General features: G+C 69.1%; 18 protein-coding genes. 11 read left to right on the top strand and 7 right to left on the bottom strand.

Annotated elements, in window-relative coordinates; translation table 11 throughout:
• Positions 1–51 precede the first annotated feature (51 nt).
• Positions 52–261, bottom strand: a complete 210-nt coding sequence (locus ACSFA5_RS13240) for a hypothetical protein (RefSeq protein ID WP_435444498.1) — start codon at positions 259–261, stop codon at positions 52–54.
• Between the two features lie 180 nt (positions 262–441).
• Positions 442–1,458, bottom strand: coding sequence for an AraC family transcriptional regulator (locus ACSFA5_RS13235; RefSeq protein ID WP_435444497.1), 1,017 nt, complete (start codon positions 1,456–1,458; stop codon positions 442–444).
• A gap of 197 nt (positions 1,459–1,655) precedes the next feature.
• On the opposite strand from ACSFA5_RS13235, the gene ACSFA5_RS13230 reads away from it, so the two are divergent.
• The 4 genes from ACSFA5_RS13230 to ACSFA5_RS13215 are packed head-to-tail and all read left to right on the top strand — an operon-like array spanning position 1,656 to position 5,519.
• On the top strand, positions 1,656–2,447 hold the full coding sequence (locus tag ACSFA5_RS13230; protein ID WP_435444496.1) for an SDR family oxidoreductase: 792 nt from the start codon (positions 1,656–1,658) through the stop codon (positions 2,445–2,447).
• Positions 2,448–2,464: 17 nt separating this feature from the next.
• On the top strand, positions 2,465–3,703 hold the full coding sequence (locus ACSFA5_RS13225) for a styrene monooxygenase/indole monooxygenase family protein (RefSeq protein ID WP_435444495.1): 1,239 nt from the start codon (positions 2,465–2,467) through the stop codon (positions 3,701–3,703).
• Positions 3,700–4,224 carry a flavin reductase family protein gene (locus ACSFA5_RS13220; protein WP_435444494.1) on the top strand — a complete coding sequence of 175 codons (525 nt, stop codon included), beginning with the start codon at positions 3,700–3,702 and terminating at the stop codon, positions 4,222–4,224. The genes ACSFA5_RS13225 and ACSFA5_RS13220 overlap by 4 nt, the downstream gene beginning before the upstream one ends.
• Positions 4,225–4,268: 44 nt before the next feature.
• Positions 4,269–5,519 carry a dienelactone hydrolase family protein gene (locus ACSFA5_RS13215; RefSeq protein WP_435444493.1) on the top strand — a complete coding sequence of 417 codons (1,251 nt, stop codon included), beginning with the start codon at positions 4,269–4,271 and terminating at the stop codon, positions 5,517–5,519.
• A gap of 24 nt (positions 5,520–5,543) precedes the next feature.
• Here ACSFA5_RS13215 and ACSFA5_RS13210 read toward each other — a convergent pair whose 3' ends face one another.
• From ACSFA5_RS13210 to ACSFA5_RS13195, 4 genes are all read right to left on the bottom strand, one after another.
• Positions 5,544–5,903, bottom strand: coding sequence for a hypothetical protein (locus tag ACSFA5_RS13210; protein ID WP_435444492.1), 360 nt, complete (start codon positions 5,901–5,903; stop codon positions 5,544–5,546).
• An 88-nt stretch (positions 5,904–5,991) separates the two neighbouring features.
• Positions 5,992–6,375, bottom strand: coding sequence for a roadblock/LC7 domain-containing protein (locus ACSFA5_RS13205; RefSeq protein ID WP_435444491.1), 384 nt, complete (start codon positions 6,373–6,375; stop codon positions 5,992–5,994).
• A 27-nt stretch (positions 6,376–6,402) separates the two neighbouring features.
• Positions 6,403–6,927, bottom strand: coding sequence for a GTP-binding protein (locus ACSFA5_RS13200; RefSeq protein ID WP_435444490.1), 525 nt, complete (start codon positions 6,925–6,927; stop codon positions 6,403–6,405).
• Entirely contained in the window at positions 6,924–7,721 is a 798-nt protein-coding gene (locus tag ACSFA5_RS13195; protein ID WP_435444489.1) for a hypothetical protein, read from the bottom strand. Before ACSFA5_RS13195 ends, ACSFA5_RS13200 begins: the two co-directional genes overlap by 4 nt.
• A gap of 327 nt (positions 7,722–8,048) precedes the next feature.
• Between ACSFA5_RS13195 and ACSFA5_RS13190 the strand changes: the two genes are divergently transcribed.
• Positions 8,049–8,633 carry a BPSL1445 family SYLF domain-containing lipoprotein gene (locus ACSFA5_RS13190; RefSeq protein WP_435444488.1) on the top strand — a complete coding sequence of 195 codons (585 nt, stop codon included), beginning with the start codon at positions 8,049–8,051 and terminating at the stop codon, positions 8,631–8,633.
• 42 nt (positions 8,634–8,675) lie between these two features.
• On the opposite strand, the gene ACSFA5_RS13185 is transcribed toward ACSFA5_RS13190, so the two are convergent.
• The gene (locus ACSFA5_RS13185; protein WP_435444487.1) at positions 8,676–9,506 is read right to left on the bottom strand and encodes a plasmid replication/partition related protein; all 831 of its coding nucleotides are present in this window, start codon (positions 9,504–9,506) and stop codon (positions 8,676–8,678) included.
• Between the two features lie 243 nt (positions 9,507–9,749).
• Here ACSFA5_RS13185 and ACSFA5_RS13180 point away from each other — a divergent pair, with 243 nt between their 5' ends.
• The 6 genes from ACSFA5_RS13180 to ACSFA5_RS13155 all read left to right on the top strand — a co-directional run bounded on the left by ACSFA5_RS13180 (position 9,750) and on the right by ACSFA5_RS13155 (position 22,148).
• Complete coding sequence (locus ACSFA5_RS13180) at positions 9,750–10,271, top strand: sigma-70 family RNA polymerase sigma factor (RefSeq protein WP_435444486.1); 522 nt, start codon at positions 9,750–9,752, stop codon at positions 10,269–10,271.
• 171 nt (positions 10,272–10,442) lie between these two features.
• Positions 10,443–10,721, top strand: a complete 279-nt coding sequence (locus ACSFA5_RS13175; RefSeq protein ID WP_435444485.1) for an MbtH family protein — start codon at positions 10,443–10,445, stop codon at positions 10,719–10,721.
• A 2-nt stretch (positions 10,722–10,723) separates the two neighbouring features.
• Positions 10,724–11,473 carry a thioesterase II family protein gene (locus ACSFA5_RS13170; protein WP_435444758.1) on the top strand — a complete coding sequence of 250 codons (750 nt, stop codon included), beginning with the start codon at positions 10,724–10,726 and terminating at the stop codon, positions 11,471–11,473.
• Complete coding sequence (locus tag ACSFA5_RS13165) at positions 11,451–12,137, top strand: 4'-phosphopantetheinyl transferase family protein (RefSeq protein WP_435444484.1); 687 nt, start codon at positions 11,451–11,453, stop codon at positions 12,135–12,137. Before ACSFA5_RS13170 ends, ACSFA5_RS13165 begins: the two co-directional genes overlap by 23 nt.
• Before the next feature lie 58 nt (positions 12,138–12,195).
• Positions 12,196–17,481 carry an amino acid adenylation domain-containing protein gene (locus ACSFA5_RS13160; protein ID WP_435444483.1) on the top strand — a complete coding sequence of 1,762 codons (5,286 nt, stop codon included), beginning with the start codon at positions 12,196–12,198 and terminating at the stop codon, positions 17,479–17,481.
• Positions 17,481–22,148 (top strand): type I polyketide synthase, encoded by a 4,668-nt coding sequence (locus ACSFA5_RS13155; protein ID WP_435444482.1) that lies wholly within the window; start codon positions 17,481–17,483, stop codon positions 22,146–22,148. Before ACSFA5_RS13160 ends, ACSFA5_RS13155 begins: the two co-directional genes overlap by 1 nt.
• Positions 22,149–22,152: the final 4 nt, after the last annotated feature.

The following is a 22,152-nucleotide window of genomic DNA, read 5'->3' as shown; positions in this document are numbered from 1 at the left end:
GGCCGTTTTTTCATGGGCGCAGCACTTGCGCGACTTGCGCGAGGCGCCGCCTCAGTCGGGCTGGATCGCGCCTTCGCCAAGATAGCGCTGGTATTCCGAAATGGGGATGGCCGTCGTCTGGATGTTGCCGGCATCGCCCCAGCTCAACACGGCGCTGTCGGGCGCGAGTTGCACTTCGATCGGGCCTTGCGGAATGAGGATCAGGGGGCCGTCACCGGCTCTGTATTCGACATCTCCGGTGACTTTTGCATTGGCTGCCATGGGTACGCTCCTCGGGTTCAGGTTGCGGGGATTACTGAGTGGTTGTAGCTCAGCTTACGTGGGCGGCCAATGCGTGGGGTCATCGGGCTGCGGCGGCGGTTGTAGGCCGTCACCCGCTGATGCGGGGCTTTGCCGAGGCCGTGTTACTGCAATGGCGGCCGCGCTCGCCGTCGCGACCGGTCAGGCGCCTGGCACCAGGCGTTCGCGTGTCTCGGAAGGCCGTTCGCCGAAGCGTGCGCGGTACTGCGCCGCGAAGTGCCCCAGGTGCAGAAAGCCGTATTTCTGCGCCACTTCGCGCACCCCCGTGCCTGGCACGTGCGCCGAGGCCTTCAGTTCTTCGCGCACACGGTCCAGCCGCAGCTCGCGCAGGAATTCCATCGGCCCCTCGCCTGCGTGCTGACGAAATGCGAGTTGCAGCGCGCGCGCACTGCACCCGACCTCGCCGCAGACGTCGGCCAGCGACAGCGGCTGCTCGGCGTGCGCGGCCATGTACTCCTGCGCCTTGCGCACCACGCGTGGCAGCAGCTTGCGCTGCGTGTCGCCCGCGAGCGCGCGCGAATGGTTGTGGCCCGCCGACATCAGCAGGCTCGACATCAGGTATTCCTCGGCATGCTCAGCGAGGCGGCCGCCGGCGTGCAGCGCATTCCCTGCGTCGAGCGTGAGCCGCAGGCAGTCGATGAAGTGCACCAGCGGTGCGAGCGCCGGGTTGTCGAGCGGCACGCCCAGCTCGAACACCAGCGCCTGCTTCACGGGCGCCTGCAGCAGCGATTCGAGCCGCGAGAGCAGCGCCGAACGTGCGAGCCGCACGATGAGGTGCGGGCTGTCGTCGGCCCAGCGCATCGACAGCGGCTCGGTGGGCGAGGGCAGCGAGGCCAGGCGGGACGAGGCGTCGACCTGCTGGCCGCCGCAGCGGATGCTGGCGCCGCCGCGCAACGGAATCTGCAACAGGAAGAAGTCCTGCAGGTAGCCCGGGTCGATCTGCACGCCGGGGCCGTACTGCACGTAGTTGAGGCTCACGTCCCTGTGCAGCTGTGCGCTGTGGTGGCAGGCGTCGAGTTCGCTGCGGGGCTGCAGCATGGTCAGGCCGTGCGGGCAGAACACGCGGGCCACGCTCTCGCGCGCCTCGTCCATGTCGTGGCTCTCGAACAGGCGGTAGCGCTGCAGTGGCAGCCCTGAGATGGTGGCAGCGGTTTCCATGGCGGACGGTGGGTCGGGTTCACCGTAGCAAAAACCATCCCTGCCCACAATTCGGATCGCCCCTCGCCAAAAACCTGCGCGGCAGGGACATCGCCTGCGCTTGCGGGATGCGGCAGCCGCCCCTGCACGCCTACCGTACGTCCCACAGGCCGCCCCGGCCTGCAGCCCACTGTTCACTACCCAGGAGAGCCAAGCTCATGTTCAAGGGACTCGAAGGCAGGAGCGCCATCGTCACGGGCGGCGCCACGTTGATAGGCACCGGCGTGGTGCGGGCCTTGCACGCGGCCGGCGTGAAGGTTGTCGTGGCCGACATCGACGAGGCCAACGGCCAGGCGCTCGCCGATGCCCTTGGCGCCGGCGTGCGCTTCGTGCGCACCGACATCACCGACGACGCGCAGGTCGAGGCCTGCGTGGCGCAGGCGGTGCAGCACCACGGCGGCGTGCACTTCCTGGTGAACCTCGCCTGCTCGTACGTGGACGACGGCTTCAAGTCGCCGCGCGCCGACTGGCTCAGCTCGTTCAACGTGAACGTCGCGAGCGCCGTGGCCATGCTGCAGGCGGTGCATCCGCACATGGTGGCCGCGGGCGGCGGTGCGGTGGTCAATTTCACGAGCATCTCGTCGCGCGTGGCGCAGACGGGGCGCTGGCTCTACCCGGTCAGCAAGGCCGCCATGGCGCAGCTCACGCGCAACATGGCGATGGACCTCGCCCCAGACCGCATTCGCGTGAACAGCGTCTCGCCGGGCTGGACGTGGTCGGCCGTGATGGACCGGCTCAGCGGCGGCGACCGCGCCAAGACCGACCGCGTGGCCGCGCCCTTTCATCTGCTGGGGCGCGTCGGCGACCCGGACGAGGTGGCGCAGGTGGTGCTGTTCCTGTGCTCGGACCACGCGAGCTTCGTGACCGGCGCCGACTACGCGGTGGACGGCGGCTACTCCGCCATGGGTCCCGAGCAGGCCGTACCGGCCATTCCCCAACTGATGGACTGATCAAAAGGAGCAAGGCAATGAAACGTATCGCTATCGTCGGCGCGGGCCAGTCGGGCCTGCAACTGGGACTCGGACTGCTGGGCGCGGGCTACGAGGTCACGATATTCAGCAACCGCACGGGCGAAGACATCCGCCGCGGCAAGGTGATGTCGAGCCAGTGCATGTTCCACACCGCGCTGCAGATCGAGTGCGACCTGGGGCTGGACCATTGGGCGAAGGAATGCCCCACGGTGGACGGCATCGGCCTGGCCGTGCCGCACCCCGAGCAGAAGGGCGCCAAGGCCATCGACTGGGCGGCGCGGCTGCATTCGAGCGCGCAGTCGGTCGACCAGCGCGTGAAGATCCCGGCGTGGATGGCCGAGTTCCAGCGCAAGGGCGGCGAGCTGGTGTTCAAGGACGCGGGCATCGACGAGCTGGAGGCCTGCACCCTCAGCCACGACCTCGTGCTGGTGGCGAGCGGCAAGGGCGAGATCTCGAAGCTCTTCGAGCGCGATGCGCACAAGTCGCGCTTCGACGCGCCGCAGCGCGCGCTCGCGCTCACCTACGTGAAGGGCATGAAGCCCGCCGAGCCTTTCTCGCGCGTGAGCTTCAACCTGATTCCCGGCGTGGGCGAGTACTTCGTGTTTCCCGCGCTGACCACCTCGGGCCCTTGCGAGATCATGGTGTTCGAAGGCGTGCCCGGCGGTCCGATGGATTGCTGGGCCGACGTGAAGACACCGCAGGAGTATCTGGCGCGCAGCAAGTGGGTGCTCGACACCTTCGTGCCGTGGGAGGCCGAGCGCTGCCGCGACATCGCGCTCACCGACGAGAACGGCATCCTTGCGGGGCGCTTCGCACCGACAGTGCGCAAGCCCGTGGCCACGCTGCCGTCGGGCCGCAAGGTGCTGGGGCTGGCCGACGTGGTGGTGCTCAACGACCCCATCACCGGCCAGGGCTCGAACAACGCGGCCAAGTGCGCCGACGTGTACCTCCAGAGCATCGTCGCGCGCGGCGAGGGCGAGGGCGACACCGCATGGATGCAGCAGACCTTCGACCGCTACTGGTTCGGCTATTCGCAATGGGTCACGCAGTGGACCAACATGCTGCTCATGCCGCCCCCGGCGCACATGCTCAAGCTGCTGGGCACGGCGGGCGCGGTGCCGCCGCTGGCCAGCGCCATTGCCAACGGCTTCGACGACCCGCGCACCTTCTTCCCGTGGTTCGCCGACCCCGTCGAGGCCGACCGCTACATCGAGACCTGGGCCGAGGCCGCATGACGCGCAGCATGGCCATGGCCGAGCCCGAGCGCTTCGACCGGCAGGATTTCCGCAAGGCGCTGGGCCGGTTCAGCACCGGCGTCACGGTCGTCACCACGCGCGCCCCCGACGGCCGGCGCGTGGGCATGACGGCCAACTCGTTCTCGTCGGTCTCGCTGGAGCCGCCGCTGGTGCTGTGGAGCCTTGCGCGCCACGCGCCCAGCGCGGCAGACTTCACCGGTGCGAGCCACTTCGCGATCAACGTGCTGGCGGCGCACCAGCACCACCTGTCGCGCCAGTTCGCCACACCGCAGCCCGACAAGTTCGACGGCGTGGACTGCTGCGACGGCGCGGCCGGCGTGCCGCTGCTGAACGGGGCCATCGCGCGGTTCGTGTGCCGCAACGTGAAGCAGTACGATGGCGGCGACCACCTGATCTTCATCGGAGAGGTCGAGCGCTACGACCGCTTCGACGGCGAACCGCTGGTCTTTCACTCGGGCTGCTACCAGGTGACGACACGGCACCCGGAATGCGCCCGGTGAGAACGCGGACGCGCAGTTTCAATCCATCGACCGGAGAACACCCCATGCAGCAAAAGACATCGGCCCACGGACAGCGCATCCTCATCGAAGCCGCGGACGGCAGCGGCAGTTTCAGTGGCTACCTCGCCTTGCCCGCCGGCGGCAGCGGCCCTGGACTGGTGATTGCGCAGGAAATCTTCGGCGTGAACCACACCATGCGCGAGGTGGCCGACTACTACGCCGAAGAAGGCTACGTGGTGCTGGTGCCCGACCTGTTCTGGCGCCAGCAGGCCGGCGTGGAGCTCGGCTACAGCGAAGCCGACTGGCAGCGCGCCTTCGCGCTCTACGGCGGCTTCGACGAAGCCAGGGGCATGCAGGACATGCAGAGCGCCATCGATGTGCTGCGCGCCCGCGCCGAAGTGCCTGAAAAGAAAGTCGGCGTGCTCGGCTTCTGTCTCGGCGGCAAGCTGGCCTACCTGGCCGCCTGCCGCACCGACGCGGACGCCGCGGTCGGCTACTACGGCGTGGGCATCGACGCCGCGCTGGACGAGGCCGACAAGATCAAGTGCCCGCTGACGCTGCACGTCGCCGAGCTCGACAAGTTCTGCCCGAGCGAGGCACGCGAGCGCATCGTCGCCACGCTCAAGGGCCGCCCGGGGGTGTCGCTGTACGTGTACCCCGGCATGGACCACGCCTTTGCACGCACCGGCGGCGAGCACTTCCACAAGCCCTCGGCGCTGATGGCGCACGAGCGCAGCATCGCCACGCTGAAGGGCGCCATCGGCCCGTACCACGACCTGTCGGCGCTGTGGGACAAGCACTGCGAATACGAGTTCGGCACCCGCAACGTCGACGACACCATGGGCACCATGGTGGCCGAGCCCTACGTCAACCACATCCCCACCATGACCGGCGGCGTGGGCTACAGGGACCTGCACGCGTTCTATACGAACCACTTCGTCAACAGCAACCCGCCCGACACCGCGCTGGTGCCGATCTCGCGCACGGTGGGCGCCACGCAGGTGGTCGACGAGATGCTGTTCAGCTTCACTCACACCACCGAGATCCCGTGGATGCTGCCGGGCGTGGCGCCCACGGGCAAGCGCGTGGAAGTGCCGCTGCTCGCAGTCATCAAGTTCCGCGGCGACAAGCTCTACCACGAGCACATCTACTGGGACCAGGCCAGCGTGCTGGTGCAGGTCGGGCTGCTCGATGCGAAGCTGCTGCCGGTGGCGGGCATCGAGACGGCGCGCAAGCTGCTCGACGAGACGCTGCCGTCGAACACGCTGATGCCCTCGCGCGGCGGCCAGGGCTGAACCGCCGCTGGCCAGGGGTACCTGTCAGACCGCCAGGTTCTGCTCGACGTCCATCGCCTTTCGGCGCGCCATGGCCAGGTTCGACTTGGCCTTGTCCAGCACGAGGTAGACGAACAGGCCTTCCTTCTTGTGCATCGGGCGGATGATGTGGTACTGCTTGCCCAGCGTGATGAGGATGTCTTCGATGACGTCGTTCAGGCCCAGGTCGCGCATGGTGCGCATCTTGGCGCGCACCACCTCGGTGTTGCCCGCGGCCGCCACCTCGAGGTCCACGCCCGAGCCTATCTGGCCCAGGATCATGCCGCTGCCCGAGTCGACCAGCGCGGCGCACATGGCGCCGTCGCAGGTCATCAGGTCGTCCATCGCTTGCTTGATGTTTGCCATCGAAACCTTTCGTAGTTCCTCGCCCCTGAAAGTCGGCAGCCACCCGGGCGAAGGGTGGGCGGGTGCCGGTGTCGAACCGTGCGCCGTCTCAGGCCTGCTGCAGCGACAGCGTGGCCTGCTTCGCGAAGTAGAGGACCTGGCCGATGATGGCTTCCTTGCTCGCGACCACGCTCACGATCAGCGTCACCTCGGGGTGGCGCGCCTGCAGCATCAGGATGTGGCCGTGGGTGGCCTCGATGGTCACGTTGTCGCAGTGGCCCAGGTCGCTTTCCTCGCCGGCCACAGCGCCCAGCGCGGCGAGCGAACTGGCAATGGCCGAGAGCCGCGAGACCTGGGCCGTGTTCTCGACGCGCGCGGCCAGCTCCAGGCCGTCTTCGGTCGAGATGACCACCGCCTTCACGCCCTTGATCTCGCGCATCAGCGTGTCGATGGCGGATTCGGCGGCGAGCTTGACTTGGGGAGAGATGTTCATGGCTGCCTGGATTGAAAGGGGAGGGGTTCAGGCCTCGAGCTGGAGCAGCAGCAGTTCCAGCAACTGAACGACTTGCCGCGGGTCCGTCACGTTGGCCGCGAGCACCGGGCAGACCATGCCCTTGGCCTGCATGCGCCGGGCGTAGGCGTCGATGTCCGGCTGCGGATGCGCCTCCATGCGCCCGACCGCCACCACGCAGGCGGTCTGCGCGATGAGTTCGGCAAAGCCGTCGAGGTAGACGTCCAGGTCGGCCAGCGGGTCGGGGCGGCTGTTGTCGATCAGCACCACCACGCCGAGCGCGCCGCGCGCCAGGATGCGCCACATGAAGTCGAAACGCATTTGTCCGGGCGTGCCGTACAGGCGCAGTTTTTCGCCGTTGTCGAGCGTGAGTTCGCCGTAGTCCAGGCCCACGGTCGTGGTGGCCTTTGCGACCGAGGTGTCGGTGTTGCGCACATCGGTGCTGACCGGCGGTATCTCGCTCACCGCACCGATGGCGGTGGTCTTGCCGGCGCCCATGGTGCCGGTGAAGAGGATCTTGTGTTCGACGGTCATCGGTGCCCTGCCGGCAGCAGGCCGAGCCGGCTGCGGATGCGGGCCAGCAGGCCGGGTTGAACGGGGTCCCGCACCGGCGGGGCGGCGGGCGCCGTGGCCTCGGGCTGCGGGCCATCGGCAGCGTGCTGAACAGCCCGTGCCGCCTCGCGGACGTTCTCGAGCAGGCCGCTGCGACGCAGGTCGGCGATGAACGCGAGGCAGTCTTGCGCCGCGAGGCCCGAGCGCTGGCGCAGCACGCCCAGCGACGTCGGTCGGCCGGTCATGAGCGTGGCCAGGCGGACGCGGTGGGGCGTTTCGAGCAAGGCGGCCGGTGGCCAGCGCAGCAGGCGGAATTCGTCGTCGTCCGCGGGCTCTGCCTCGGCCGCGGCCAGGCCGAGTCCGCGGGCGTGAACGACCATGGCACCCAGGCGGTTGAGCGTTTTTTCCAGCTCTTCGGCATGCAGCGGCAGCGCCAGGAAATGGCCGCTGCGCGGCGCATCGGCCTGGCCGACGGCCAGCACCGGCACGGCGCGGAGCGGGGCGTCGGGGTCGGTGTGGGCGTCCTGGCCTACCACCCGCAGATCGGCCTGGTCGACCCGCCAGGCCCAGTGCTGATGGGTTCGGTGGTCCAGCAGGCGAACCAGCGACTTGAACAGCAGCTCTTCGCGGGGCGGCAGCCCCTCGACACTGAAGCTCAGCAGGGCGCGCTGACCCTTCGCGACGGGGTGGACGGCGGTGGTCATGCCCGGTGCGGCGGTCTGCGGCAAGCGGTGTCGCGTGAAACCCGACGCAGGCAGAGGGGGCGCAAATGCCATCGTGATTGCAACTGAGGCTCCCGTGGCTTTGGTTTTTCACTCGTCAGCGCCAAGCGCGCATCAAGTGAGTACCAAGGGTTTATTACTGTTTGTAACGTAAAAATATAACATCTGTTGCAATTAAAAACACTAGATTACAGACGAATTTGCAGCGCCCCAACGCGGGCAGCAGCGCGTTTTCGCCAACGCCGCCACTTCGCGTAGGCCGATGCCCAAAGCCCCGAAAGCACTGCTTCGGCGGAATTACGATGGAACGCACCTGCTGAAGAAAGCAGACAAAGATCGATTTTTCATCGTCAATTTATGTTTTTACTAAAGGATTCCGCCATGAAAACCATCAATCTCCGCACGTTTGCGCTTTCGTCCGCCATGGTGGCCTGCAGCTTGGCTTTTGTGGGCTGCACCACCACGCGCCCGGGGGACCAGTCCAGCAGCGTGTCGTCCCGCGCCTCGATCGACGCCCAGACCGATGCCGCGCTGTCGAAGCTGTACGAGTCCGTGAAGGGTTCGCGCGAACTGGTTGCCCGTTCGAGCGGCGTGCTGGTGTTTCCAGCCGTGATCGGCGGCAGCCTGGGTGTGGGTGCGGAATACGGCCGTGGTGCCTTGCGCGTGAACGGGCGCACGCAGTCCTACTACAGCACCACGGCAGGGTCGGTGGGGTTCCAGGCAGGTGCGCAGTCGAAGGCGGTGGTCTACCTGTTCACCACGCAGGCGGCGCTGGACAAGTTTCGCAACAGCAAGGGCTGGACGGCCGGTGCCGACGCCACGGTGGCGCTCGCGACCCTGGGTGCCAACGGCAGCATCGACACCAACACGCTGCGCCAGCCGGTGGTGGGCTTCGTGATGACCAACGTGGGCCTGGAGGCCGGCGTGTCGCTGTCGGGCGCGAAGATCAGCGAAATCCAGCTTTAAGAGGCAAACACCTGCCCGTGCCGCGGCGCGGGCAGTGCGTTTTCAGTGGCCGAGTTGCGCTTGCAGGTCGGCCACTTTTGCGCGCAGGGTCGCGTTTTCGGCCGTGAGGTCGGCCACGCGCTGCTCGAGCGCCAAGACGGTGTCGGGCTTGGCCTGCGCTTCGTCGGGGCCTGCATCGGTCGACGCTTCGCGCGGCTTCTTCTTCGAATCCCGCACGCGCTTGGCGGCCTGCTTCAGTTCGTCCTTGCCGGCGTTCGCGGCCGACACCTGCTCGTCGGCCGGCAGCGAGGCCACCGCGGCCGCGGTGTTGATCGAGATCACGCCCGACTTCACCGCCGCCACCAGCTCTGGCGCGGCCTGCTTCTGGATCTTTTCGATCATGCCGACCTGGTTGCTGCTCAGGCCGGCCGCGCGCGCAATGGCTTCGCGGCTGCTCAGCGGCGCGGGCGGGGGCATGGCCGGGGCGGCGTCTTCGGCGGGCGTATCGACGTCGAACGGAGGGTCGTTCGGGTCGCTGGAAGCAACCGGTTCGGCTGCGGTGCGAGAGCGCTGCTGGTCGACGATGTCCTTCTTTCGCAGCGCGAGCACGCCACGCAGGAAGTCCGAGATGCTGCGCCGGCCCAGGTGCTGGTCGATCATCCAGAGGTGCACGTCGTCGATCGACCTGAAGCGCGTGTTCTGCACCGTCTGGAACGGCAGCCCGTGCTTCTGGCAGATGCCGTAGCGGTTGTGGCCGTCCACCAGCACGTCGCCCCACAGCACCAGCGCATCGCGGCAGCCTTCGGCCAGGATGCTGCGTTCCAGCGATTCGTATTCCTCCGGCGTCAGGGGGGCGATATAGGCTTTGAGTTCTTCGTTGACGACGATGTTCATGAGGAGGCGGGGAGCGCAGCGGGCAAAGGGGCGAGATTCTAGAGGGGTGGGCCGGGCGGCCCCGGTATGCCGGTTCGCGTGTCTCTGTTTGGTGCGGCCAAACGTCTATGTGGATAAGGGCATATCGGAAATCTGCGACGTGCTCCGTCTTCAAATAGTAATGATTCTTATTTAAATATTCGGACAGAAAAGCCGAATGTATGAGTTCGTCTCTGCCCGCCCCTCATCTGGAGTTGTTCAAAGATGCTGTCACTTTTGTCCGAGTCGTCGCTGGGCGATGTCTTCGTTGCCAACCGGGCCCAGCTCATGCACGTGGCCCGCAGGATCGTGCGCACCGCAGACCTGGCCGACGACGTCGTGCAGGACGCCTACCTGCGCATTGCCGACGGCGCCTGCGACCGCAAGGTCGACAAGCCCATGGGCTACTGCTGCCAGGTGGTGCGCAACCTTGCGCTCGACCATTGCCGGCGACAGTCGCTCGAGGCCACCTACCGCACCTTCGACGTGGACATCGAGACGCTGGACGTGCCCGGCCCGCCCTCGCCGGACCGCCTGATGCGCGACCGCCAGGTCGTCAGGCTGATCGACCAGGTGCTGTCGCGGCTTCCGGAACGAACGCGCCTGGCGTTCCAGCTCTACCGCCTCGAGGGCCTCACGCAGCGAGACATCGCGGTGCAGCTCGGCTGTGCGCTCGGCCTGGTGAACCGGCTGATCGCAGAGGCCGACGAAGCCATCGGCACCGTGCGCTACCTGATGGCAGATTGATCTGCATCGCACCAACGCCTGCAACGTCGTGCGCCTCCCGCATGCGGCGTGCCGGAGTGAACAGATTCGCCCCTGAACCGTCATGTTGATCAGAAGCGCAGCAAACGCTGCCACCGGCCGCCGGCCCGTGGCGCGAGCGCTTCCCCGATCAACCGCACAAGGACACGCACCATGTCTACCAGCTGCTTCGACCGCGAAGACGAAACCTTCATCGTCCTGGTCAACCACGAAGACCAATACTCCATCTGGCCCCACTGGAAGGCCGTGCCCAGCGGCTGGAAGGCCGTCGACGGCGTCAAGGGCGACAAGAAGACCGCGCTCGACCACGTGGAAAAGAACTGGACCGACATGCGCCCCAAGTCGCTGCGCGACTGGATGGCGGCGCAGGAAGAGGCGGCGCTCCGCGCAGACACCGCAGCGCCTCTTGCAGACACCGCCGCGCTCCGATGAACGTGCCGGCGAAGGTCTCTCTGCTGTGCCTGCCGTGCGCGGGCGCCAGCGCATCGATGTACCTGCGCTGGCGGCGTCTGCTGCCGCGTTGGGCCGAGGTCGTGCCGGTCGAGCTGCCGGGCCGGGGCGCGCGCATGGCCGAGCCCTTCGTCGACAACTTCGACGCGCAGGTGGCGCGCATCTGCGCAGAGCAGGCGCACGCCATGCAGGGCAGCTTCGTGCTGTTCGGCCACAGCATGGGCGCCTTGCTGGCCTACGGTGTCGCGCAGCGGTTGCGCACGCTGGGCCGGGCGTTGCCGCGCGCGCTGCTCGCCTCGGGCAGCTCGGCGCCGTCGCGGCGAGACCCTGGCCGCCTGCCGAACACGCATGACGACGCCGCGCTCACCGCCGACCTGCGCAAGCAGGGCGGCACGCCCGACGAGGTGTTTGCCAGCGCCGAGCTGATGCGCATCACCCTCGACACGCTGGGCGTCGACTACCGCGTCTGCGAGAGTTTCACGTACACGGCCGAAGCGCCCTTGCCGATGCCCTTGCACGTCTTCGCGGGCCGCCAGGACGACATCGACGCGCAGCGCATCGAGGCCTGGTCGGCGCATGCGGCCGGCGCGTTCACGCTCGACTGGTTCGACGGCGGCCACTTCTTCCTGCGCCAGCATGAGGCCGCGTTCCTCGATGCATTGGCGCGGCGCCTGGCGCAGCCTCAGGCGGTTGCCGCGGCCGGAGGGCGGCATGCGCCTCATGCCGTTGCATGACGCGCTGCCGGCGGGCATCGAGGTTCATCGCCTGGATTTCGACCTGACGCGCGAAGGCCCCGGCGAGTGGGCCGTGCTGACAACCGCCGAGCGCGAGCGCGCCTGCCGGTTCGCCCGGCGCGCCGACCGCGTGCGCTTCGCCACCACCCGCGCCGCCACGCGCAAGTTGCTGGCCCGTCGCATGGGGTGCGCCGCCGCCGAGGTGCCGCTGTCGCCCGGCGTGCATGGCAAGCCCTTCGTCGATGCGGCCGGCGACGTGCCGCTGTTCAACGTGTCGCATTCGGGCGCCCACGCGCTGATCGTCGTGGCCGACGCGCGAAAGATGGGCGACGTGGGCATCGACATCGAGCACTGCCGCGACGACGTCGACACCGACGCCATTCTGGAGATGGCCTTCACTGCGCAGGAGTCGCGCGAAGTGCGCGCCGCACACGACCCGCTGCACGCCCTCTATCAGCGCTGGGTGGGCAAGGAGGCCTTGCTGAAGGCCGTGGGCGTCGGCGTGCCCGAGCACCTGCTGTGCGTGGGCATCCACCCGCTGGCAGGCGGCGGGCTGGCGGTCGCGTCCACCGTGTCCGCATGGGCGGGTTTCGCGGCCATGGCGCTGACGGCACCTGCAGGCTATGCCGCTGCCCTGGCGTGGCGCGCCAGGTCGGTGGGTTGAGCGAACGCGGCCGGGCCGACGCCGGCTGCGCCTTTTCTATAGACATGGAGTGAGCGAAATGGCACGTACGCCGACAACGACGCCGGACCGGGGGCACCCCGAATCCGCGAACTTCGTGGAACACCTGCAGGCCCTGGCGCAGGCGCGGCCCGACGACGTCTGGCTCACCGTGGCGGGCGAGGTGAACGACGCCTATGTCGAGAAGCAGTTCACCTATGCCGTCTTCGCGTCGCGTGTGCGCGCGCTGGCGGCGCGGCTGCAGCAGCAGTTCGCCAAGGGCGACCGCGCCCTCGTCATGCTGGACAACGACGACCACTACGCCGTGAGCATGCTCGCGTGCTTCCATGCCGGCGTGATCGCGGTGCCCGTGTTTCCGCCCGAATCCATGCGGCCCCAGCACCTGGCGCGCCTGGCAGGCATTGCGCTCGACTCGCAGGCCCGCTGCGTGCTCAGCTCCGCGTCGATGCTCGCCGCGATGGCGGACGCCTCGGCGTCGTTCGCGCAGGCGTCGATGGTCGCGGTCGACACCGTGGACATCGCGCATGCCACGTCATGGACGCCGTTCTCTCCCGCCTGCGACGACCCTGCGTTCCTGCAATACACCTCGGGCTCCACCTCCGCGCCCAAGGGCGTGATCGTGACGCACGGCAACCTCATGGCCAACGAGCGCGCCATCCGCGACGGCATGGGCATCGGGCCCGACGACAAGTTCGTTTCCTGGGCGCCGCTGTACCACGACATGGGCCTGATCGGCGGCCTCCTGCAGCCGCTGTACAGCGGCATTGCGCTGGTGCTGGCGTCGCCGCGCTACTTCCTCGAAAGCCCGGTGCGCTGGCTCGAGCTCATCTCGCGCCACCGCGCCACGCTCAGCGGCGGGCCCGACTTCGCCTACCGCCTGTGCCTGGACCGCGTGAAGGGCACGCGGCTCGCGGGGCTCGACCTGTCGTCGTGGCGCGTGGCCTACACCGGCGCCGAGCCCGTGCGCGCGGACACCGAAGCCGAGTTCATCGAACGCTTCGCGCCCGCAGGCTTCGACCCCGGCGCCGTGTACCCCTGCTACGGCCTGGCCGAAGCGACGCTGTTCGTCACCGGCGGACGGCGCGGCGGCGGGCTGGTCGCGCCTGCTTTCTCCGCCGATGCGCTGGCCAGGGGGCAGGGGGTGGAAAGCACGGAAGGCACGCAACTGGTGGGCTGCGGCGCGGCGCCCGCCGGGCACGCGGTGCGCATCACCGACCCCGCTTCGCTCTGCGCGCTGGACGACGGCAGCGTCGGCGAAATCTGGGCCGGCGGACCGAGCATCTGCGCCGGCTACTGGGGCAAGCCCGAGGAAACGCAGCAGACCTTCGTCGCGCATGAAGGCCGCCGCTGGCTGCGCACCGGCGACCTGGGCTTCCAGCATGCGGGGCAGCTCTACGTCACGGGCCGCATCAAGGACCTGATCATCGTGCGCGGCCACAACATCTATCCGCAGGACATCGAGCGCACCGTCGAGGCCGAGGTCGATGCCGTGCGCAAGGGCCGCGTGGCCGCGTTCGCGGTGGCGGGGCCGCAGGGCGAAGGCATCGGCGTGGCGGCCGAGGTGTCGCGCAGCATGCAGAAGCTGGTGCCGCCGCACGTGCTCGTCGACGCGCTGGGTGCTGCGGTGAGCGAGGTGTTCGGAGAGGCGCCCGCCGCCATCGTGCTGCTGAACCCGGGCGCGCTGCCCAAGACCTCCAGCGGCAAGCTGCAGCGCCAGGCCTGCCGTGCGGGCCTCGCGGCGCGCAGCCTGGACGCCTATGCCATTCACGAGCACGGCAGCTTCACGCTCGGCGGCAGCGCTTCGGTTCTGTCGCAAGCGCCGGTGCTCGACGAGGTCGCGCAATCGGTCGCCGGCATCTGGAAGCAAGTGCTCAAGTGGCCCGAAGAACGTGCGCTGCCGCACGACGCGCACTTCTTCACCTCGGGCGGAAATTCGCTGGCCGGCGTTCAGGCGTGTGCGCGCATCGCGCGGCGCTGGAACATCGCGTTCGACCTGCGCGACCTCTTCGAGCAGCCCCGGCTGAGCGCCTGCGCCGACATCGTGCGCAGCCGCAAGAACCATCCGCGCCAGGTGCTCGCGGTGGCGCCCATCGAGCCGCTGTCGGCCGAGCATCGGCTGCGGCCCCTGCCGCTGTCGCACGCACAGGAGCGCCAGTGGTTCCTGTGGAAGCTCGCGCCGCGCAGCACCGCGTACCACATGAGCGGCGCGCTGCGCCTGTCGGGCGCGCTCGATGCCGCCGCGATGCATGCGGCCTTCGAAGACCTGGCCGCGCGCCACGAGTCGCTGCGCACGGTGTTCCTGGCCGGCGCCGACGGCACGGCCGCGCAGCTGGTCAGCCCGACGTGGGCGCCGCTGCTGAACCTCGTCGACCTGCGCCGCCTCGCTGCGCAAGAACGCGAAGCGCGCGCCGAAGAAGAAGTGCAGCGCCTGCACGCCACACCCTTCGACCTGACGCAGGGCCCGCTGTCGCGCGTGGCGTTGCTGCGCCTGTCGGACACCGAGCACCTGCTGGTGGTGGTGATGCACCACATCGTGTCGGACAGTGCGTCGATGCAACTGCTGCTCGACGAGCTCGCGGCCGGCTACGCCGCGCGGCTGCGGGGCGACATGCGGCGCCATGCGGGCGCGCGCATCCAGTACGTCGACCACGCGGCCTGGCAGCGCGCCTGGCTGGCTGGCGGCGAGGGCGAGCGGCAGCTGGCGTGGTGGCGCGCGCAACTCGGTGAAGACCATCCCGTGCTGGCGTTGGCGACCGACCACCCGCGCACCGCCCGCATCGGCTACCGCGCGGCACGGCACAGCGTCGAGGTGCCCGCGGCATTGCTGGGCGGCTTGCGCCGGTCGGCCGCGAACGAGAGTGCAACGCTGTTCATGGTGTTGCTGGCCGGCTTCCAGGCGCTGCTGCATCGCTACACGGGGCAGCAGGACATTCGCGTCGGCGCGCCGGTCGCGAATCGCAGCCGGATCGAAGCGGAAAGCGTCATCGGCTTTTTCGTCAACACGCTGGTGCTGCGCAACCGGCTCGGCGCGCGCATGCGCCTGTCGGACGTCGTGAAGCAGGCGAGAGAAGCCGTGCTCGGCGCGCAGACCCACCAGGACCTGCCGTTCGACCAACTGGTCGAGGCCCTGCAGCCGCAGCGCAGCCTGGGCCAGAGCCCGTTGTTCCAGGTGATGTTCAACCACCTGGTCGAGGACTACCGGGCGCTGGCGCAACTGCCGGGGCTCGAGGTGGCGCATCACGCATTGCCCGATGGCGAGGCGCAGTTCGAGTTGGTGCTGGAAGCGCGCGAGACGCCCGAGGGGCGACTGACAGTGGGCTTCGTCTATGCGGCGGAGCTGTTCGACAGGGAGACGATCGAGCGGATGGCGGGGCATTACCTGGCGGTGCTGGAGGCGTTGGCTGTCGAGCCCGAGCTGGCGGTGGGGGATGTCGCTTTGATTGGTGCCGCCGAGCGCGAGCAGCTGGCGGCGTGGGGCGAGAACACACGTCGCCATGAAGGCGCGCAGCCGGTGCATCGGCAGATCGAGGCGCATGCGAGGTTGAAGCCTTTTGCGCCTGCATTTGTCTTTGGTGAAGAAGCGCTGAGCTACTCGGAGCTCAATGCGCGGGCGAACCGTCTTTCGCATCGCTTGATCGCTTTGGGCGTAGCACCCGATGTGCTGGTCGGCCTCTGCGTGGAGCGCTCCACGGAGATGATGGTGGGCATCCTTGCTGTCTTGAAGGCTGGTGGGGCGTACGTTCCGCTCGATCCCGACTACCCGGCGGACCGGCTGGCCTACATGGTCGAAGACAGCGGCATCTCGCTGCTGTTGACCCAGAGCAGCTTGCGCTCGCTGATTCCCGGTGTCGAAGCACTTGAAGTGCTGGAGCTCGACACGCTCGATACATCCGCCGAATCCGATGCAGATCCGCAAGTGCTGTTGCATGGCGAGCACCTCGCCTACGTCATCTACACCTCAGGCTCCACAGGCCGCCCCAAGGGCGCAGCGATCCGCCATCAGGCGCTCTTCAGCTGCATGGCCTGGATGCAGGCGTTCTACAAGCTGGAAGGCGCGGACACGGTCTTGCACAAGGCCCCCTTCGGCTTCGACGTGTCCGTGTGGGAGATGTTCTGGCCGCTGACTTCCGGAGCAAGGCTGGTCATTGCCAACCCCGGAGATCACCGCGACCCGGTGCGCCTGGTCGAGTTGATCCAGCAGCACCAGATCACGACGCTGAACTTCGTGCCTTCGATGCTGCAAGCCTTCCTGGCGTACGAAGGCATCGAAGCCACGACCAAGCTCAAGCACATCATCTGCGGCGGGGAAGCCATGCCTGCAGCCACGCAGAAGGAAGCATTGCAACGCCTGAGCGGCGCAACCTTGCAGAACCTGTACGGGCCGACGGAGACGACGATTCACGTCACGCAGTGGACGTGCCGGGACGACGGCAGCACCCAAGTGCCGATCGGAAGACCGATCAGCGAGACACAGGCGCATGTGCTGGACGAGAGCCTGAACGAAGTCCCTGCCGGTGTCGCTGGCGAGCTGTACCTGGGCGGCATCAACCTCGCACGGGGCTACCTGAAGCGGGCCGGCCTGACAGCCGAACGATTCATTGCAGCCAACGACGGAAGCCGCCTGTACCGCACAGGCGACCTCGTGCGCTGGAACAACGAAGGCCAACTGGAGTACCTGGGCCGCATCGACCACCAGGTGAAGGTGCGGGGCTTCCGCATCGAACTCGGCGAGATCGAAGCGCAACTGCAGTCCCAGCCCGAAGTGCGCGAAGCAGTCGTCGTAGCGAGCGAAGGCCCGTCCGGTGCAAGGCTGGTGGCCTACGTCTCGGGCAACGACATCGACACGCCAACACTCAGAGAACGCCTCGCTGAAGCATTGCCCGACTACATGGTCCCCAGCGTGATCATGGTGCTGGATGCATTGCCGCTCAACGCCAACGGCAAGGTAGACCGCAAGGCGCTGCCGGCCGCCACCGTCGCCAGCGACAAGCCCTACGAAGCCCCCCAAGGCCACATCGCAGAAACCGTCGCCGCCATCTGGGCCGAGGTCCTGCAGATGGACAAGGTCGGTATCCACGACAACTTCTTCGACCTCGGCGGCCACTCGCTGCTGGTGGTCCGCGTGCACCGCCTGCTCGAAGACAGGCTGCGCACCACGCTGCCGCTGGTGCAGCTTTTCAAGTACCCCACGGTCGGTTCGCTCACCCAGTGGATGGCGCGTGGCGCCACCGCACCCGCCGTGGCCAGCGCGGCCGGCGACGACCGCGCGCTGCGCCAGCGCGCCGCCCTGCTTCAACGCCGCAAAGCCGCGGAAAGAGTCAACTGATGCACACCCTCGACGCCCCCACTGAACCGTCCACCACCAGCGCCGCCTCCGGCATCGAGATCGCCATCGTCGGCATGGCCGGCCGCTTCCCGGGCGCCGACGATGTGGACGCGCTGTGGCGCAACGTCCGCGATGGCGTGGAGTCCGTGACCCGCTTCACCGACGCGCAACTGCGCGCGCAGGGCGTGTCGCAGGCGCTGCTCGACGACCCCGCCTACGTGAAGGCCGGCACGCAGTTCAAGGGCTTCGACCAGTTCGACGCCGGCTTCTTCGGCTATTCGCCGCGCGAGGCCGAGTACCTCGACCCGCAGCAACGCATCTTCCTGGAGTGCGCCTGGGCCGCGCTGGAGCACGCGGGCTGCGACGCGCATGCCTGGGCGGGCAAGGTCGGCGTGTACGCGGGCGAGGGCCCCAACCTGTACCTCATGCGCCACCTGCTGCCCGCCTTCGGCCTGGGCGACGGGCGCGGCATTGCCGACCTGCTGGGCCTCATGAGCGGCAACTCCGGCGGCTCGCTCTGCACCCGCGTGGCCTACAAGCTGAACCTGCGCGGCCCGGCAGTGACGGTGCAGACCGCCTGCTCGACCTCGCTCGCCGCGGTGCACACCGCCTGCCAGGCGCTGCTGGGTTACGACTGCGACATGGCGCTGGCCGGCGGCGTGTGGCTCAACCTGCTGCAGGACGGCGGCTACCTGTACCAGCAGGGCGCCATCCTGTCGCCCGACGGCCACTGCCGCGCCTTCGACGAAAAGGCCGCGGGCACCGTCATCGGCAGCGGCGCAGGCCTGGTGGTGCTCAAGCGCCTGGACGACGCGCTGCGCGACGGCGACACCATCCATGCCGTCATCAAGGGAAGCGCGGCCAACAACGACGGCGCCGACAAGGTCGGCTTCACCGCGCCCAGCGTGAACGGGCAGGCCGAGGTGATTCGCGCGGCCCAGCTGATTGCCGGTGTGAGCGCCGAGTCCATCGGCTACATCGAGGCGCACGGCACGGGCACGGTGCTGGGCGACCCCATCGAGCTGGCTGCGCTCACGCAGGCTTTCCAGTCTGCCTCCGGGGGCACGAAGCACTGCGCCATCGGCTCGGTGAAAACCAACATCGGCCACCTCGACGCGGCGGCTGGCGTCACCGGGCTCATCAAGACGGTGATGGCGCTCAAGCACAAGACACTGCCGGCCAGCCTGCACTTCGAGCGGTCCAACCCGCAGATCGATTTCGCGGGCGGTCCGTTCTACGTCAACGCCGCGACCAAGCCCTGGCCCGCCGGTGCCATGCCGCGCCGCGCCGGTGTCAGCTCCTTCGGCATCGGCGGCACCAATGTGCACGTGGTGCTCGAAGAGGCGCCGGCAGCCAGGCCCGCCGCCGCGCAGCCGTCCGGCTGGCAGGTGCTGCCCCTGTCGGCGCGCAACGCCGCCGCGCTGCAGGAGGCCGGGCAGCGCCTGGGCCGCCACCTCGAAGCCTCGGCCGACCAGCCGCTGGCCGACATCGCGCACACGCTGCAAAGCGGCCGCCGTCCGATGCCGCTGCGCGCCGCGGTGGTCGCCGACAGCCATGCGATGGCCGCGCAGGCGCTGCTGTCGCCCGAGGGCGGTTTCGAGCAGTTGCTTCGCGCGCCGGCCAGCGCGCCCGAGGTCGCCTTTTTGTTCCCCGGCGGCGGCACGCAGCACGCGAACATGGGCGCCGCGCTGTACCGCGACGACGCGGTGTTCCGCGGCGAGGTCGACCGCTGCTGCGCGCTGCTGAGCGACACGGTGGGCATGGATCTGCGCCAGCTGCTGTACCCCGCGGCCGGCGCCGAAGCAGCGGCCGACCGGCAGCTGTCGTGCATCGAATACACGCAGCCGGCGCTGTTCATCGTCGAGTACGCGATGGCCCGCGCATGGATGGCGCGCGGCGTGCAGCCCGCCGTGATGCTGGGCCACAGCCTCGGCGAATACGTGGCCGCCTGCCTGGCCGGCGTGTTCAGCCTGGAGGACGCGCTGCGCATCGTCACCGCGCGGGGCCGCCTCATGCAGTCGCTGCCGGCGGGTGCCATGACGGCCGTCGCGCTGGCCGAAGCCGAACTCGCGCCCTTCCTCGCAGCCGGCTGCGACATCGCAGCCATCAACGGCGAACAGCTGTGCGTGCTCGCGGGTCCGCTGCAAGCCATCGAGGCGGCCGAGCAGCGGCTGTTCGCGCGCGGCCTCATGCCGCGCCGCCTGCACGTCGCCATCGCGTCGCACTCGGCGATGACCGAGGCGATCGTGGCCGAGCTGCAGCAGGTGGTGGCGTCTGTGCCGCGCCACGCGCCTCGCATTCCGTTCATCTCCAACGTCACGGGCTTGCCGATCACGGCGGAGCAGGTAGTGGACCCGGTGTACTGGGGCCTGCACCTGCGCAGCACGGTGCGCTTCGCCGATGGGCTGTCCGCGCTGCTCGGCACGGCCGGGCGCGTGCTGCTCGAGGTCGGCCCCGGCGAAACGCTGGCCGGCCTGGCGCGCCAGCATCCGCTGGCCGCGTCCGCCGCGGGCATCTGGGCGAGCCAGGCGCATCCGCAGCAGGAGGCGCGCAATGCGCGGCAACTGGCCAGCGTGACCGGCGCGCTCTGGTGCGCCGGCGTCGACATCGACTGGGCCGCCTGCCGCGCAGGCCAGCCGCGCCGGCAGGTGCCCCTGCCGAGCTACCCGTTCCAGCGGCAGTCGTACTGGGTGGAGGCGGGCAGCTTCGAACGCGCCGCGCCATTGACCGAAGGCGCGGCGGCCAACGCCTTCCACGTGCCGACCTGGAAGCGCACCGAGCCGCTGCGCGCGCAGCGCAGCCCGGTGCCAGCAGGCACCTGCACGCTGGTCTTCGGCGAAACGCGCGGCCTCACCGACCGGCTGATTTCCCATCTGCACCAGGGCGCCGACGCGCACCCCGTGGTGTGGGTGGAGCAGGGCCCGGCCTTCGTCGAGATCGGCCCGCGCCACTACGCCGTGCGCCCCGGCGAGCGCGCCGACCATGCGCAGGTGCTGCGCAAGGTGCAGGCCGGGCTGGGCCCCGTCTCCAGGGCCTTTCACCTGTGGGGCGTGGACGACGAACTGGCGCCGCCTTCGCAGTCCGCCGACGTGCTGGAGCGCGGCTTCTTCAGCCTGCTGGCCTTGGCGCAGGCGCTGGACAGCACCGCTGCTGGCAGCGAGCGCAAGCTGGCCCTGCAGGTCGTTACCACGCAGATGGAAGACGTCACGGGCCTGGAACCCCTTTGCCCCGAAAAGGCCACGCTGTTCAGCCTGGCCAAGGTGATCGGGCAGGAGTACCCGCACATCGACTGCCGCGTCGTCGACGTGGTGCTGCCCGCGGCCGGCAGCGACGCCGAGGCGTGGCTGGTGCGGCAACTGGCGGCCGACCCGCCGCCGCGTGGCAGCGAGCCGCTGGTGGCGTACCGCGGGCCGCACCGCTGGGCGAAGGCCTACGAGCCGCTGGCCCTGCCGGCGCGCGGCGAAGAACCGCACCAGCGCTTTCGCACGCAGGGCGTGTACCTGGTCACCGGCGGCCTCGGCGGCGTGGGCCTGTCGGTGGCGCGCCATCTGGCCCAGGCGTGGCAGGCGAAGCTGGTGCTGCTCGGTCGCACGCCGCTGCCAGAGCGCGGCGCGTGGGAGGCGCTGGCCGCCGCGCCCGAGCAGCCCGCGGCCTTGCGCCAGAAGCTGCTGCAGCTGATCGAGCTCGAAGCGCTGGGCGGCGAAGTGCTCGCGCTTTCCGCCGACGTGGCCGATGCCGCGCAGATGCAGGCCGCCGCCGCGCAAGCCCGCGCGCGCTTCGGCGCCATCCACGGCGTGATTCATGCGGCGGGCCATGCCAGCAGCGGCATGATCGGCCAGCGCACGCGCGCCCTGGTCGACGCCGTGTTCGAGCCCAAGCTGCGCGGCACGCAGGCGCTGCTGGCGGCCGTGCGCGACGACGCACTCGATTTCGTGCTCCTGTGTTCGTCCATCTCCAGCATGGCCGGCGGCCTGGGCAAGAGCGACTACGCCGCCGCCAACGCCTACCTCGACGCCCTGGCCGCGCAGGCGCAGCGCAGCGCCGGATACCCCGTCATCTCGGTCAACTGGGACGCCTGGCGCGACCTGGGCATGGCCGCCGGCATGGTGCTGCCCGAAGGCGTGGGCATGAGCGGCCCCGAGGGCGCGCTGGCGCTGGAACGCATCGTCAACGGGCCGGCGCACGCGCAGGTGCTGATCTCGACCACCGACCTCGCGCAGCGCCTGGGCGAGCTCGACAGCGGCATGCTCGAACTGATCGAGAACGGCCCGCTGGCCCACGCCGCGCGCCTGTCGCGCGACTCGCGCCGCCACCATCCGCGCCCCGCGCTCGACACGCCCTACGTCGCCCCCGAAGGCGAGCTGGAAGCCCGCCTGGCCGAGGTGTGGCAGGACATGCTGGGCATTGCCGCCGTCGGCGTGCACGACAACCTGTTCGAGCTGGGCGGCGACTCGCTGCTGGCCATCCAGATCCTGGCGCGCGTGCGCAAGGCCTACGAGATCGAACTGCACCCCGCCGCATTTTTCAAGGCGCCCACCGTCGCCGACCTGGCCTTGCTGGTCGAGACGCGGCTGATCGAAGAGATCGAGGGCGGCCATCCCGCCGATCCCGCCGACGCCGTCGACCCCACCGAAGCCGCACCGGACCGCCTGTCCGCCACCGTCTGAAGAA

Source organism: Variovorax monticola, assembly GCF_051216855.1.
Classification (GTDB): Bacteria; Pseudomonadota; Gammaproteobacteria; order Burkholderiales; family Burkholderiaceae_C; genus Variovorax.
This window is presented reverse-complemented; position numbering and strand designations above follow the sequence as displayed.